The sequence below is a fragment of the Acidaminococcus timonensis genome (genome assembly GCF_900106585.1).
GTDB lineage: Bacteria > Bacillota > Negativicutes > Acidaminococcales > Acidaminococcaceae > Acidaminococcus > Acidaminococcus timonensis.
Genome location: NZ_FNWH01000004.1, coordinates 259,995 through 275,398, shown reverse-complemented (window position 1 = coordinate 275,398; position 15,404 = coordinate 259,995). Strand labels below are relative to the sequence as shown.

Here is a 15,404-nt window from a genome sequence, read left to right as displayed (position 1 = left end):
TCAGGGGCGTCCGTTCCCAGGTATGGAAAGCCACGGCCGTTAAATAGCCGGGTCTTTGAGCGGCAGGGGGTACAATATGAAAAGGCGCTGTGAAAAAATCATCCACAGCGCCTTTATTTCGCTAGCGTCAGCTGGCTTCCATCGGCTAGTGACTAGTGACGGGGTGTGAAAAAGCATTTTTTCACACCCCCTTTTTTATCCTCGATGTTTCCAGTGCAGGTAAAAGTACAACAGTTCCAGCACGCAGCAGCACATCCAGCCCACCGGATACCCGAACCCGACGGTCAGCGGGGTGTTGGCGAAAAAGCGGGTGACACAGAACAGATAGGTCTGGCGGATCAGGACGAAAGAACACAGCATGATCACCATGGGACCGATGGAATCCCCCCGGCCCCGCAATGCTCCGGCCAGGACCTGGTTCACACAGTTGAACAGGGTAAAGAACAGGTTGACCCGGATGAAGGAAGCCCCCTGGCTGATCACCGCTTCGTCTCCGGTAAAGAGCCTCATGGAAGTCTCTGCCAGGGCCACCAGGACGATGCACAGGGTCCCGTTGATCAGGAGGGTCAGCAGGATGGATTTCACGGTGCCGTCGTCAGCCCGATCCTGCTTCTGAGCTCCTACGTTCTGGGCCACAAAGGTGGTGGCGGCCATGGCCATGCTCTGCATGGGCAGCATGATGAACTGGTCGATCTTGTTGTAGCAGCCCCAGCCGGCCATGACGGTGGCGCCAAAGAAATTGATGTAGGCCTGGACGAAGATGTTGGAGAAGGAGGTAATCACACTCTGGAGAGCCGTGGGCAGCCCGATCCGGAAGATCTGGCCCAGGATGCCTCTGTCCAGGCACATGTCCCTGAAAGAGAACCAGTAGATGTCGTCCGTACGGATCAGTACGGCCATGGTGGCTGCCGCGGAAATGAACTGGGCCAGGACGGTGGCATAGGCCACGCCGGCAATGCCCATCTGGAACTGGATGACGAAAAGCAGATCCAGGAAGATATTCAGGACACTGGTCAGGATCAGGAAATACAAGGGACGTTTCGTATCGCCCACAGCCCGCAGGATCCCGCTTCCCATGTTGTACAGCAGAAGGCCTGTCACACCGGCAAAATAGATCCGCAGATACAGGGCGGCCTGCTGGAACACATCGGCCGGTGTCTTCATGAAATGGAGCATGGCATCTGTGGCACCCAGGAAGCCCAGGGTGAACAGGGCACAAAGGATAAAGGTGGCGGCCATGATGGTTTCCACTGCCCGATGGAGCATCTTGTGGTCCCTGGCTCCGAAATATTTGCCGATGATCACCGTGCCCCCAATGGAAAATCCATTGAAGAAAAAAACGCTCATGTTGGTGATCATGGTGGTGGAACTGACGGCGGCCAGTGCCTGGGTACCCACAAAATTGCCCACCACAATGGAATCCACCGTGTTGTACAACATTTGGAACACGTTGCCGACCATCAGGGGCAGGGCAAATTCCAGCAGCAGCCGGGGAATGTTTCCCCGGGTCATATCTTTTGTTTTGGTCTGTGCCATAGGGTTCCTGCCTTTCTATTCCGTACATAGATATATTTAATTATAGGAAGAGGAAAGAAAAATGTAAAGGCGTCCATTTTGACCTTTTCCCGGAAAACCGGTACAATAAAACCAGGTAAAAAGGTAGGCAATCAGCCTGGGAAGAAAGAAGGTTCTATCAATGGGAAAATACGATTTTGACAAGATCATCGACCGGAGAAACACCAGCTGCCTGAAATACGATTTCGGCATGCAGCGCAAGGGACGAACGGACCTGCTGCCCATGTGGGTGGCAGATATGGACTTTGCCCTGCCGGAAGAGATCCTGGCCGACTTCCACAAACGGATCGACCATGGGATTTTCGGGTACACGGATCCTGATGCTGAATACTTTGCAGCCCTGAACCGGTGGACTTCCACCCATTACGGATACGAAATCGATCCTTCCTGGGTGACACTGGGCTGCGGCGTGGTCTTCGGCCTGGCCACCGGTGTGAAAGCCTTTACGGAACCGGGGGATGCCATCCTGATCCAGCAGCCGGTATATTATCCGTTCCGGGAAGTCATCGAAGACAACGGCCGGACCTTTATTAACAACCAGCTCCATTATGAAAACGGAAAATACACCATTGACTTCGATGATTTTGAGAAGAAAATCGTGGAAAACAAGGTAAAGGTCTATATGCTGTGCAGCCCTCACAATCCGGCAGGCCGTGTGTGGACCCGAGAGGAACTGACTCGGCTGGGAGACATCTGCCTGAAGCACAACGTGATCATCATGGACGATGAGATCCACTGCGATTTCGTGTATGCCCCCCACAGATTCACCAGTTTCATGACCCTGGGGGAAAAATATCGGAAGAACCTGGTGCTGTACCATTCTCCCAGTAAGACCTTCAACGTGGCCGGGCTGCAGCCAGCCAATATCATCATTCCGGATGAAGCGCTGCGGCGGAAATATCGCAAAGCCAATGCTGCTGCCGGGTACAGCCAGGGAAGCATCATGGGCCAGGTGGCCGTGAAGAGCTGCTACACCAAAGGGGATGAATGGGTGAAGGAACTGGTGGATTACATTGCCGGGAACATCGCCTATGTACGGGACTTCGTCAAGAAGAACTTCTCCAGAGCCACCTTTGTGGAACCGGAAGGGACCTACCTGGTGTGGATCGACTTTTTCGGGTACGGGTTCACCGATGAGGAACTGGAACACCTGATTACGGATGAAGCCAAACTGTGGCTGGATTCCGGAAAAATCTTCGGACCGGCTACGGCCCAGTTCGAACGGTTCAACATGGCCTGCCCCCGGAGCGTTGTAGAAAAAGCGTTCAACCAGCTGAAAGTGGCCCTGGACAACCATGTACAGGGCTGACAGACGTCAGTGTGGAGAAAGCTCGCTGGGGGCGACCCGGGAACGGTCTCCCCTTATGGGCAAATCCTACGAAATCATACAATACAGTACGTGGGTTGCGTAGGGACGGCCCATGAGGGACGTCCGTTCCCAGGTAAACCGGAACAGATTACATCATAGCGCCCATCCAGTTAGAAAGCTTTCAGGCTGATGGCACAGTTGGGACAGGTATGGAGCTCATTGAAGAACAGCAGAGTACTGCCGGCCGAAGTTGATTTCTGCAACATGGTCATTGGGTACGGGCCATTTTTGGGGAATCTGAACCGGCGCCTACCAAACAGAACTGGCAAACCTGGAAAAAGGCAGCCACCAGGACCCAGAGTCAGGTGATCCAGGAACATATGAAGAAGTAAGGAATGGATACGAACAAAGTCGTACAACCTGTGAACAAAGGTTGTACGACTCTTTTGTATAAAATGGTTTTGCTTTTTCACAGGAGCGCCTAGACCCAGGCCGGCCAGCGATTCTTTATTGTAGACGTTGAAGAAACGTGCTATCCGGGATTTAAGGCTAAGGTGGATAAGCATAGCCGCAGATTAAACAACCCGTTATACAGGTAGTTTTGATTATAGTTTCTGTACCAGGGACAAATCCACATTCCCACCGGACAGGACAAATACCACCTTGTCTTCCGGCTTAAAATGGATTTTGCCGCTCTGGATGGCAGCCAAGCCGATGGTGGAAGAAGGTTCCGCCAGGACCTTCCCCTCTGTGAGCAGCAGTTTCATGGCCGGCAGCAAGGCTTCTTCCGGTACATCCAGCACCTGGTCCACCTTGTCCCGGACGATGGGGTAGGTCAGATCTCCGGGGCACAGGGTGGCTACGCCGTCTGCAATGGTATCTACCTGGGGCACGGCCGTGGGCTTGCCGGCCCGCAGGCTGGCGGTGAAGCGAGGGATGCGGGCCGGCTCACAGGCATATACCTTCGTTTCCGGATGGATCCCTTTGACGGCTGTGGCGATGCCGCTGGTAAGTCCGCCGCCACCTAGGGGAATCAGGATGGCATTCAGGTCTGGAAGGTCTTCGAATACTTCCAGGGCAATGGACCCCTGGCCGGCCATCACATCATAATCATTGAAAGGCGGCACATAGCATAGTCCCTTCTCGTCCCGCAAACGTTCTGCGATGGCAAATCGTTTGGGCTTGTCGCAGAGGATGACTTCCGCCCCCAGATCTCGTACTGCCTGGATCTTGATGGCAGGGGCATGGTCTGGGATGACTACCGTGGCCTTGATGCCCAGCATCTTGGCGGCATAGGCTACCCCCCGGCCGTGGTTGCCGCTGGAAGCGGTGACCACACCCCGGGCCCGTTCTTCCGGAGTCAGCTGGAGAATCCGGTTCAGGGCACCCCGGATCTTGAAGGAATGAGTCAGCTGCATGCACTCTGCCTTCACGTACACCTGGCAGTCCAGGACATGGTCCAATGCCTTCAGCCGCAAAAGCGGAGTCCGATAAATATAGGGAATCAGCCGATTTCGGGCCTGGAAAATCTGTTCAAGTGTCAGCATAAAAAGACCTCCTTCGAAACGATGAATTTGGTTCCATTATAGGAGAAGAAGGGAATGGAGACAAGGGGGAAAACAAGGGTGGATTAAGGATTCACCCGTATAAGCCAGAGAATAAAAGTCTCGTACAACCAATGAAACAATGGTCGTACGGGCCTTTTATGTATTGTTTTCGTAGAGATGTTAGAGTCGGACTAAAATAGCCAATTAGGGGGTGCGGACTTTTTTGAAGTCAATCCATTCGGACGCAGAATCTGGCGGACTGTCCGTTACAAATTTAACACAAAAACATAATTATTTATGTATACAGAAGGATTCCAACAATTTTTACCAAAGTAGTGTATCCTTATCAGTAACAACACGAAAGGTGGGATCCCTATGAGTCAACCGGAAACAGTTTCTCAAAACAACGCATTGCCTAAATTTCTGCTTTTCAGCCTGTTCGGCGTCTTCATGTTTTTCTTTGACATGGAAAGGATCAGTCCCACTTTGAAAAGTGTTCCCGTGGATGTCATCGTGACTTCTCTGCAGAAATACTGTATGCCTCTGGTCCAGATCTTTATCCTTGCGGTCATGTATATTGGTGCCATCCGACCTTTTTATACCCGGACCTGGAAGAAAAGTCCCATTGATATATTCATGTCTTTTGCCAAGATCGGCGGAGCCATCATCGGGACCATCATGTATTTTGGCCTGTGGAAAAGCAATACCTGGCTTTGGAGAGGGGATATCGGTCCTTTCCTGTTCAATAAGCTGGCCATTCCTGTTGGTCTGGTGATTCCTATTGGATCGGCTTTTCTGGCGTTTCTGGCCAGCTATGGGTTGATGGAATTCATTGGGGTGCTGGTGGATTGTTTTATGCGGCCGGTATTCAGGACCCCGGGCCGTTCTGCAGTGGATGCAGTGGCTTCTTTCGTAGGCAGTTATTCTATTGCGTTGATCATTACCAACGGGGTTTATCGAGAGAACCGGTATACGGCCCGGGAAGCGGCCATCATCGCTACCGGGTTTTCCACGGTATCTGTGACATTTCTTCTGGTGGTAGCGCGGACTCTGGGGCTTATGGGCATGTGGTCCACCTATTTCTTTGTTTCCATGGTGGTGACATTCATCGTGACTGCCATTACTGCCCGGCTGTGGCCCCTGCGGTCCATTCCCAACACCTATTATGGCGGTAAGGCTGCCATTGAACCGGAAGAAACCGGCAGCCGGCTGCAACGGGCATGGAAACAGGGCCTGAAGACGGCTGGCTCCCAGCCTCCTGTACTGAAGCTTTGCGGAGAAAACCTGTGGGCCGGGCTGAAGATGGCTTTTGGTGTCATTCCGGCCATTACCTCCGTAGGTCTGCTGGGCTTGTGGCTGGCAGAATTTACGCCGCTGTTTGATGTGTTTGGTTACCTGTTCTATCCATTCTTTAAGATTTTTGGCGTATCCCAGGCCGTACTGGGAGGGAAGGCAGCGGCCCTTTGTCTGCCGGAAATGTTTTTGCCCTCCATTCTGATCAAACAGTCGGGAACCCTGCTGTTGAAATTTGTCATTGCAGTGGTGAGCATTTCGGAAATCCTGTTCTTCTCCGCCAGTATTCCCTGTATCATGGGAACCGATATCCCATTGAAAATACGGGATATCATTGTCATCTGGTTCGAACGGGTGGTATTATCCATTGTCATCACGATTCCCATTGCCTGGCTGCTGGGACTGCCTGATTGAGGGTGCTGCTATACGAAAAAAGAGGATGCTGTGCAGGGCATCCTCTTTTTTCGTGTTGGTTTTAAGGAACAATGTATGATTGTATGACATTGTCGGCAGATTCAGCAGGAGTCTCCATTATCGGAAGATTCCCAGTACGTATCCGGCTACCAGCCACATGATGTTCATCACCCACAAGGGGGCGAAGGAGAACTTCACGTAATCCTGGAGTTCGGTGTGGTCAGCCAGATCGCAGGCCAGGTAGATCTGCGGCTGGGCCACCGGCGAAACCATGGCACCCATGTTCATCAGCAGGGTCATGACCACGATTTCCTTCGGTACACCATAGTTGGCACTGACGCCGGCCACGATGGGGACCAGGGCGTATTGCCAGATATCGTTGGTGAAGATCAGCATCAGCGGAGCACTGAAGATGGCGATGATCAGGTAGACCCACGGGCCCATCACACTGGGGATGATCCCTACCAGGAACTTGACCATGGCATCCATCATGCCGCTCTTGGACAGGACACCGACGACCACGCCGGACAGGAACACGGCACAGGCGGTGGAATACATTTCTTTGGAATATTTCTTCAGCAGCTGGTTCTGCAGGTTCAGGTCCGGGTAGTTCACCGTCAGGGCGATGACGAGACCCAGGGCGAAGATCACATAGCCGGGAGCCGGCACGACGCTCAGACCCACGATCAGCAGCACGGTCAGCAGCAGGTTGAACCAGAACAGTTTGGGACGGCGCAGTTCGGACTGGTCTTTCTTTTCCATGTCCTGCATGATGACGGATTCATCCACCTGGCCGGCACCCTTTTTCATCTGGAACCGGGCCAGGATCACTGCCAGCCCGATGCACATGGCGATGTAGATCAGCATCAGCGGCAGCATGTGGACGAAGATGTAGTTCTGGGGAGCAGGGATGCCATCCAGCAGGGTGGCGGCCCGCAGGGTACGGCCGTTCCAGGGGGTGATGAACAGGGCACACATGGTGGCCGAACACAACAGCAGCAGACATTTCGGGTCGATTTTCAGCTTCTTATACAGGGGAAGCATCATGGGGACCGTCACCAGGTAGGTGGAAGTCACACTGCCGTCGATTTCAGTGATCAGGGAAACCAGGACGGTGATGACCATGATGACCGTGACGCTGAGCTTCGTTCGCTTCAGCAGGAATTCCACCATGGTATCGAACAGGCCCACTTCGTTCATCAGGGAGAAATAGGGCAGGGAGAAGAAGATGATGAACATCAGGTCCCGGGTCTTGCCCAGGCCGAATTTCACGTAGTCACAGACATCCTTGACACTGGCGCCCAACAGGAAGGCGCCTATGATGGGGATGATGGTAAAGGCAAATAAGGTACTGACTTTCTTTTTCAGCAGCAATGTGGTGATGAGAATCATCATCGCAAAGCCGACAAAGGCTGCGAAACTCATAACTTAACCCTCCGCTTCTCTTACCGTACCAAGCACGGTTTCTTGCAGTCGTATTTCCAGTTGGGGATCAGGTACTGCATGGCCATGGCGTCGTCCCGGTCGTGGGAAGGCATCTTGTTGTACAGGGCGTTGGCGGCCATGACTTTGTCCATATCCAGGGTTACGCCCAGGCCCGGTTTCTGGGAAACTTCCAGGAAGCCGTCTTTGATCTGCGGCGTGTCTTTCAGCAGATTCTGGCCATCCTGCCAGATCCAGTGCGTATCCAGCGGTGCCGGGTTGCCGGGTGCGGCAGCCCCCACCTGCGCGAAGGTGGCCAGGGTGATGTCGAAGTGGTTGTTGGAGTGGCTGCCCCAGGTGAGGCCCCATTCTTTCAGCAGGGCGGCCATGCGCAGGCTGCCTTCCATGCCCCAGAAGTGAGGATCGGCCAGGACGATATCCACGGCTTTCAGAGCGGCGGCATGGTAGAACTGGCGCCAGTTGGTGGCAATCATGTTCGTGGCTACCCGCAGGGAGCAGGCATTCTTGAATTCAGCCATGACTTCCCGGCTGGAGAAACCGGCTTCCGGACCGGTGGGGTCTTCGATGTAGCTCAGGACATTTTCCATGGGCTTGCACAGCCGGATGGCTTCTTCCAGGCTCCAGGCCCCGTTGGGGTCGATGTTGATCCGGGCGTTGGGGAATGCTTTCTTCAGGGCCCGGCAGGTTTCCATTTCATATTCGCCTTCCATGACCCCGCCTTTCAGCTTGAAATTGCGGAAGCCGTATTTTTCGTGCAGGATCTGGGCTTCTTCCACCACCTGTTCATGGGTGAGGATTTCGCCCCGGCGATACCGGAACCAGGGGTCCGGGCTGTCGGATTCATCCAGGTAGGGCAGGTCCGTCTTGTTCTTGTCGGAGACGTAGAACAGATAGCCCAGCATTTCCACTTTGTTGCGCTGTTTGCCCTCGGCCAGCAGTTCGCACATGGGCACGCCCAGGTATTTGCCCAAAAGGTCCAGCAGGGCACATTCCAGAGCCCATTCGGCTTTGACCACGAATTTCAGTTTGGAGATATCCAGGGTCTGGATGCCTTCGCCGTCATCACCGGCGGCTTTCTTTCCACCTCTGTGGATGGTACCCAGGATGCTGCGGTATTTGCCGATTTCCTGGCCCACCACCAGGGGAATGTAGCTTTCCAGACATTCTTTCGTATATTCCCCGCCGTGGATTTCGCCGATGCCTTCATGGCCGGCGTTGTCGTGCAGGATCACCAGGTTACGGGTGAAGAAGGGAGCGTGGGCTCCGCTCAAGGTCATTTCCATGCTGTCATACCCGGCTACGGGGATGACTTTCATATCAGTTACAATCGGTGTGCTTGCCATTGTTATTTTCCTCCTTGAAACCAGCAGAATCTTATCGCGCGCTTTTGAATCCTTGAAATTTTCTGTTTACACTATATCGGATTTGCTTTTCCCTGACCAATATGTAATAATGATTCCATCAATCGGTTTTGCTAATATAATCTGATTATTCTAACAAAATTTCTTAGAGCATCTCTTAAAATTTTTAAGAAAAGAGGGAAAAACCATTGTGGATACCCGTCACCTCCAATATATCCTGACCATTGCCCAGAAACAGAATATGACGAAAGCCGCGGAAGAGTTGTTTGTTTCCCAGTCTTCCCTGAGCCAGTACCTGGGCAAGCTGGAGCAGGAACTGGGGGTGCCCCTGTTCGAACGGACCCGGAACAAGCTGCTGCTGACTCCGGCCGGCGAACGGTATGTGGAGGCGGCCCGGAAAATCCTGGACATCGAAAAAGAGACCTATGCGGATATCCGTTCTCTGAACAACCGCAGCCACATCACATTGGGGCTCACGTCCCAGCTGTGCCTGCGGATGCTGACGGCTATCGTACCGTCGTTCAAGAAGGAATTCCCGGAAGCGACGCTGGAAATCACAGAGGCCAATGTGATTTCGCTGACCCGGCAGCTGCTGGAGGAAAATATCGATTGCGCGGTCATGGCCGTGCACGATACGTCGGCCTTTTCCCAGGATCAGGTGGATATCCTGGGCACGGAGGAAATCTTACTGGCTGTGCCCAAGAACCATCCCTACTGCAAAAAAAATCCAGGCAATGTGGTTGCCTGGAAGGATATCCAGAAAGAATTGAAAGAGGACAATTTCCTGATCTGTCGGAAGGGTTCTACCCTGCGGGAAGTTACCAATCAGCTGTTTTCTGCCCTGCAGTTCGACCCCAGCACCATGTGCGAGACCAACAGCATCATCACCACCCGGGCCATGGTGGCCATGGGCATCGGGATCACGTTCATCGGTAAATCCTGCAAACAGGATGAGAGCAAGATCCACTATTACCGGCTGGAGCCGTCGCTCACCCGGAAATTCGCTCTGATCCGCCGGAAGAACTGGGTGCTGCATACGCCGGAACAAAGGCTGTGTGAGGAAATCAAGAAGTACTTCAAACGGAAAAGCGTCAAAGCCCTGATGAGATGAAAATAGCCATACCTGGGTCCGGACGTCCCTCATGGGCCGTCCCTACAGCGGTCCTGGTATATGTCCGACGTAGAGTCGATTGTTTGATTTTAATCCGTAGGGGTTTACCAGAGGCCTGCGGAGCGGGCCGGCGGTGAACCCGCCCCGCAACGTACGGTGCGACCGTAACGGATACAACATACGACCGTAACGCAATACTCCCTGGCATCTGCCTGGTTGCGGGTCGATCACGCCGATCGACCCCTACGACGGGAACGGGTACAAACGGGTTCGTACAACCGCTATACAACGTTTGTACGAACCCGTTTGTATCCGCCTGTTTCCATCTGTTGCCTGCCGGTTCCCTTGTAGTCTATAATGGAACGGAACACGATTTGCGGAAAAAGGAGGGGCAACCGTTTTATGGATACCCGGCTGATCGAACACATCCTGAAAATTGCAGAAGAAAAGAGTATCACCAAGGCCGCGGAGAAATTGTATCTGACCCAGTCGGCCCTGAACCAGCAGCTGCTGCACCTGGAACAGGAACTGGGCACGCCCTTGTTCAACCGGAGCAAAACGAACTGGGGGCCCACTCCCGCCGGCGAAATCTACCTGGAGGGTGCCCGGGAAATGCTGCGGGTGAAACAGCAGACCTACAGCCGCATCAGCGACCTGACCCATGGGTACAAGGGAACCATCCGGGTGGGGATGCCTCCGGTCCGGGGACCGGATATGTTTATCCATGTGTATCCGGTATTCCATCAGGAGTATCCCAACCTGGAAGTCGTTCCCTACGAATTGAATGTGTTCGAAATGCAGAAGCAGATCAGCCAGGGCAATCTGGATCTGGGGTTCATGAGCCTGTTCGAAAGCCAGCGGGATGAAAACGAATACCAGAACCTGTACAGGGAGGAAATCCTGATTGCGGCCCCGGAAAGCTGGGATTTCGGAGACTGGGTCGTTCCCGGAGAAAACTGCCGCCCGGCCCTCCCTCTTCAGGCTCTGAAGGGGCGTCCCATGATCCTGCTGCGCAAAAAGACCACCATGCGTCCCATCCTGGACAAACTGTTTCGGGCCCGGAAAGTGACGCCCCAGATTTTGTTCGATACGGCCAATCCGGCCACCATACTGGAAATGGTACGGGCCGGGATCAGCTGCGGCATTGTGGCGGAATCTACCGCCAAAGGCTATGAAAAGGGCATCCGCTATTATTCCCTGGACAAGCCACTGCACTGGAACGTGGCGGTCAGTTATCCCAAAGGGGCCTTTTTGAGCAAGGCGGCCCAGCGATTCATTGCCCTTGCGAAGACGTACTGGATAGAAAAAGAAGGGAAAAAGACGGATTGACAATAGAAAATATAGAAAAACGAAAGGCGGATACCATTGGGATACCTGTGACCGGGTGATTTTGCTGCACCAGGGCCATGTGGCCAAGGCAGGTCTTACCCGGGAAATCCTGGCGGACCAGGAGTTATTGGAACAGGCCGGACTGGAACTGCCGCTGCGGCTGCAGAGATAAAAAGTTGCACTTTCGTCCCGATTCCGATGGAATTTTCATGATTTCTTCCACATTGGGCAATATTCATTGCCATTTTCAGGAGAAATTGCTACTGTAATACTGGATAGGAATCGGAATTCCAGGGAAATCAGAAAAGAGGGAAGTCCCATGACCACATCACTGGAAGAAATGCTGAAAGACTACGAAATCCCGCCTGTGGCAAAGGTGCAGGTACTGTTCGACCGGACCCGGCTGGAACGGGTGGAGGAAACTCTGCTGGAACGGCTGCGGAAAAAAGATCTGCCCATCCGGGAGGGGCAGCGGATTGCCATCACCGGGGGCAGCCGAGGCATTGCCGACTATGTGAGCCTGATGCGGGCCGCGGTGGCGTATATCAAAGAAAAGGGGGCTATTCCCTTCATCGTGCCGGCCATGGGCAGCCATGGGGGCGCTACGGCGGAAGGCCAGGTGGAAGTGCTGCGGAACTTGGGCATCACGGAAGAAAGCGTGGGGGCGCCCATCATTTCCAGCATGGACGTGGTGGAAGTGGCCCGTACGGAACTGGACCTGCCGGTGTATATCGACAAGAATGCGTTCGAAGCCGACGGAATCCTGCTTTTGAATCGTGTGAAGACCCATACCTCCATTTATGGAAAGTACCAGAGCGGGCTGGTGAAGATGCTGGCCATCGGTCTGGCCAAACATGTGGGAGCGGCCATGACCCACAGCCTGGGCACAGATTACCTGAACGACAACATGGCCCGGGTGGGGCTGACGGCACTGCGCCATGTGAAGGTGGTGGGCGGCATTGCAGCCATCGAAAACGGGTACGACCAGCTGGCGGATGTGTATGTGCTGCGGAAAGAGGAAATCGAAGCGGAGGAGCCAAAAATCCTGGAGCGGGCCAAGGCCATGGTGCCCCGGATCCCCTTCGACCATATGGATGTGCTGATCTGCCGGAAGCTGGGCAAGGAAATCTCCGGCACCGGCATGGACCCGGCTATCGTGGGGCGCCCCATCAACAACCGGCCCAATGTGGGACCTGACGTGACGGAACTGGGCATCTTGCGCCTGACGGATAAATCCGAAGGCAATGCCAACGGCATGGGTATGGGGGATTTCATCAGCCAGAAGCTGCGCAGCGCCGTGAACGAAAAGATGACGGTGGTGAACGCCCTGACCGGCATGAAACCGTTCACGGCCCGGATCCCGCCCACCATGGATACGGACAAACTGGTCTTCCAGGCCTGCATCAAGGCAGCCGGACGGATCGCACCGGACAAGCTGAAGCTGTGCATCATCAACAGCACCGGGGACCTGCAGACCCTGTGGGCCACCCGGGCCCTGGTGGAAGCACTGGACCCGGCCAAAGGGAAGCGCGTGGGCGAGTATCGGGCAGTACCATTCGATGCGGAAGGGAATCTGGTGCTGTGACCTCGTCATACGTCATACGCAAAAGGAGAAAATCCGCCCTTGCAGGGGCGGATTTTTTGAATGTGGAAAATACGTTCGGTCGCATCCTCCGGGCGTTGCGGTCGTATCATAGGCGTTCGGGGGCGGGCGTACCAACGGGTACGCCCCTACGGAGACCGGGGTTATTTGTTCGATTGGGGGTCAATCGTCCGAGTTAGATCCGTAGGGGTTTACCAAGACTGGCGGAACGCCATGTCGCCCGGTAAACCCGCCAGGCAACGGACCCTTCGACCGAAGGGTATGGAGCGTACGTCCGTAACGCCGTAGGGGCGGATCGGTGATCCGCCCGCATAGGGCTGACTTTGGACAACAAATCCGTACAACCGATAAACAACGGTTGTACGGATTCTTTTGCATGGAGTCGATTTGCGTAGGGATGACCCGTCAGGGGCATCCGAACCCAGGTCGGCCGAAGGCCTTCTTTTTTGCAGGGAAGTTTGTATACCATTTGTGCAGGCACATGGTTTACAAGTTTTCAGTCATCAGGCCAGGGACGGGCACACCGGGCGACACGGCTCCGCCGGTCTTGGGGCGCCCCTGCGATGACAAGCAAAAAGTACGTCCGTAACGCCGTAGGGGCGGATCGGCGATCCGCCCGCCCCAGGGCTCAATTATGGATAAAAAGCCGTACAACCGATAAACAACGGTTGTACGGCTTACTCTATTTTGCCTTATAAAATCCTATATTTGGTCCCTCTGCCTCGGCCCAGGATAGTAATGGTATTCTTCTTTGCCAGCGATTGCAGCAGCATGGCCGTTTTGGAACGGCTAAAAGGAACGGCAGCCAGAATTTCACTGATCGGTTTGGGGATATTCCGGCTCAGTGCTTGATAAACGGTCTGTTCGTCTTTTGTCAGATCGAAACGGGTCACAATCGGGAGAATCACTGTGATGGAATTTTCCTGGACCTCAAATACCGGCTGTTTCAGGCTTTTTTCGTAAGCAGCCCGGATCCGCAGGATGCCGGTACCCAGGATTTCAACCATATGCAGCCGGTAAAAGATATTCCCCAAAATCGGGTTGCGCAGGACGGAAAGACTGCCCCGCAGATACTCTTCTTTGGAAATCCCGCTGACCAGGCCGCCCGGGGATGAAATTTCTGCCCGATCAGGAAACAGGCAGACACGGATTTGAGCGTTGATATCCCAGGTTCGATGGATGAGTGCATTGGCCAGAGCCTCCCGGAATGCCTCCTCCGGGATCAGACTGACTTTTTTGCGTTCCATCCCTTCGATTTGTTCATATTGATACGTATCTCTGTATACTTCCAGCGCTTCCTCAAGTTGATGAAGCACAGATTCATGAGCGAAAGTGATCCGTTTTCGGATGATGTTGATGGAATCTCCGAAGCTGGCCACATCGATACCGGGGAAATCATTCTGGTCAGCCAATAATTCTGCGGCGTGGTTATAACCATCCTGATTGGAATACAAATTGAGTGATTTAAGCACATCCAGCGTCAGCGCATGGATCCCGATTTCTTTTTTTGCTTTTGTTTCCAGAAAATGAAATGAAAGTTCCTGGTTTCTGGCAGGCAAGGCTTCAAAATCCATATTCCGGCCCTGCAGGATTAGCCGAGAAAGTTCCAGAGAATCAACTGCAATGGTTGCCGTGTCGTTCCGTTTGTACGCTTTCCCTTTGTAGAGATAGGGCTTATCCAGACCTGGCCGGACAGTCAGGATGATTGTATGATCCGGCTCATGGACATCCAGGTCGTAATGAGGCTGAGGGGAAATAGCGTCATTGATTTTATTTTCGATGTCCAGACAAGCAGCTTTTGGATTTGGAAGCCCAATTGTCTTTCCATCATCTTGCACACCAAAAATGATTGTCCCGCCATCATAATTGGCAAAGGCACTGACCGTTTTTAAAAAGGTGTTGGTGATGTCCCGTTTGAATTCAAGGGTGTGGGTTTCTTTCATGTAGGCACCTCCCGCAAAATCAATCGTTTCACCATTTATTGTAATTTAAAATAAGCATATTTTCAATCATAAAAAAATACAACCAATTTACAGTTAAAATAAAATCAAAAAACAAATTTATGATTGCACGTAAAAACCATATTATCATGGATTGGCTGACTAAGGAATTTTTAGTTTGGAAGTTTGTATACCGTTTGTGCAGGCACATCGTTTACAATTTTCAGGCCAGGGACGGGCGCACCGGGCGACACGGCTTTGCCGGTCTTGGTGCGCCCCTACGATGATACGCAAAAAGTACGTCCGCAACGCCGTAGGGGCGGATCGGTGATCCGCCCACCCAGGGCTGGAGCATAAAAAGTCCGTACAACCGATAAACAACGTTTGTACGGATATTTTTTTTGCGTTGTTTTCGTAGGGACGCCCCATGAGGGGCGTCCTTTCCCAGGTCGGCCAGAGGGTATTTTTATGCAGGGAAA

General features: G+C 53.4%; 10 protein-coding genes. 5 read left to right on the top strand and 5 right to left on the bottom strand.

The window, feature by feature from the left end; genetic code table 11:
- Positions 1 to 195: 195 nt before the first annotated feature.
- Positions 196 to 1,536 (bottom strand): MATE family efflux transporter, encoded by a 1,341-nt coding sequence (locus BQ5462_RS01620; protein WP_071141700.1) that lies wholly within the window; start codon positions 1,534 to 1,536, stop codon positions 196 to 198.
- A gap of 160 nt (positions 1,537 to 1,696) precedes the next feature.
- Here BQ5462_RS01620 and BQ5462_RS01615 point away from each other — a divergent pair, with 160 nt between their 5' ends.
- Positions 1,697 to 2,884 (top strand): MalY/PatB family protein, encoded by a 1,188-nt coding sequence (locus BQ5462_RS01615; RefSeq protein ID WP_071141699.1) that lies wholly within the window; start codon positions 1,697 to 1,699, stop codon positions 2,882 to 2,884.
- 605 nt (positions 2,885 to 3,489) lie between these two features.
- Here the strand turns inward: BQ5462_RS01615 and BQ5462_RS01610 are convergent.
- Positions 3,490 to 4,431, bottom strand: a complete 942-nt coding sequence (locus BQ5462_RS01610) for a threonine ammonia-lyase (protein ID WP_071141698.1) — start codon at positions 4,429 to 4,431, stop codon at positions 3,490 to 3,492.
- Positions 4,432 to 4,917: 486 nt separating this feature from the next.
- On the opposite strand from BQ5462_RS01610, the gene BQ5462_RS11400 reads away from it, so the two are divergent.
- A complete protein-coding gene (locus BQ5462_RS11400; RefSeq protein ID WP_235819538.1) occupies positions 4,918 to 6,138 on the top strand; it encodes a YjiH family protein in 1,221 nt (406 codons plus the stop codon).
- A 117-nt stretch (positions 6,139 to 6,255) separates the two neighbouring features.
- Here BQ5462_RS11400 and BQ5462_RS01600 read toward each other — a convergent pair whose 3' ends face one another.
- Positions 6,256 to 7,563, bottom strand: coding sequence for an SLC13 family permease (locus BQ5462_RS01600; protein ID WP_071141696.1), 1,308 nt, complete (start codon positions 7,561 to 7,563; stop codon positions 6,256 to 6,258).
- Positions 7,564 to 7,583: 20 nt separating this feature from the next.
- Entirely contained in the window at positions 7,584 to 8,924 is a 1,341-nt protein-coding gene (locus BQ5462_RS01595) for an enolase C-terminal domain-like protein (protein ID WP_071141695.1), read from the bottom strand.
- A 208-nt stretch (positions 8,925 to 9,132) separates the two neighbouring features.
- Between BQ5462_RS01595 and BQ5462_RS01590 the strand changes: the two genes are divergently transcribed.
- The 3 genes from BQ5462_RS01590 (at position 9,133) to BQ5462_RS01580 (ending at position 12,967) form a co-directional block, all read left to right on the top strand.
- Positions 9,133 to 10,053, top strand: coding sequence for a LysR family transcriptional regulator (locus BQ5462_RS01590; protein WP_071141694.1), 921 nt, complete (start codon positions 9,133 to 9,135; stop codon positions 10,051 to 10,053).
- 402 nt (positions 10,054 to 10,455) lie between these two features.
- On the top strand, positions 10,456 to 11,382 hold the full coding sequence (locus BQ5462_RS01585) for a LysR family transcriptional regulator (RefSeq protein ID WP_071141693.1): 927 nt from the start codon (positions 10,456 to 10,458) through the stop codon (positions 11,380 to 11,382).
- Between the two features lie 319 nt (positions 11,383 to 11,701).
- Entirely contained in the window at positions 11,702 to 12,967 is a 1,266-nt protein-coding gene (locus BQ5462_RS01580) for a nickel pincer cofactor-dependent isomerase, group 22 (protein WP_071141692.1), read from the top strand.
- 710 nt (positions 12,968 to 13,677) lie between these two features.
- Here BQ5462_RS01580 and BQ5462_RS01575 read toward each other — a convergent pair.
- Positions 13,678 to 14,928: an RNA-binding domain-containing protein gene (locus tag BQ5462_RS01575; RefSeq protein WP_071141691.1), complete on the bottom strand. Its 1,251-nt coding sequence runs from the start codon at positions 14,926 to 14,928 to the stop codon at positions 13,678 to 13,680.
- Between the last annotated feature and the right edge of the window lie 476 nt (positions 14,929 to 15,404).

Bases quoted from the DNA above. Each gene is read 5' to 3' on its own strand.
- BQ5462_RS01620 (WP_071141700.1), bottom strand. From the start codon at position 1,536: ATGGCACAGACCAAAACAAAAGATATGACCCGGGGAAACATTCCCCGG.
- BQ5462_RS01615 (WP_071141699.1), top strand. From the start codon at position 1,697: ATGGGAAAATACGATTTTGACAAGATCATCGACCGGAGAAACACCAGC.
- BQ5462_RS01610 (WP_071141698.1), bottom strand. From the start codon at position 4,431: ATGCTGACACTTGAACAGATTTTCCAGGCCCGAAATCGGCTGATTCCC.
- BQ5462_RS01600 (WP_071141696.1), bottom strand. From the start codon at position 7,563: ATGAGTTTCGCAGCCTTTGTCGGCTTTGCGATGATGATTCTCATCACC.
- BQ5462_RS01595 (WP_071141695.1), bottom strand. From the start codon at position 8,924: ATGGCAAGCACACCGATTGTAACTGATATGAAAGTCATCCCCGTAGCC.
- BQ5462_RS01585 (WP_071141693.1), top strand. From the start codon at position 10,456: ATGGATACCCGGCTGATCGAACACATCCTGAAAATTGCAGAAGAAAAG.
- BQ5462_RS01580 (WP_071141692.1), top strand. From the start codon at position 11,702: ATGACCACATCACTGGAAGAAATGCTGAAAGACTACGAAATCCCGCCT.
- BQ5462_RS01575 (WP_071141691.1), bottom strand. From the start codon at position 14,928: ATGAAAGAAACCCACACCCTTGAATTCAAACGGGACATCACCAACACC.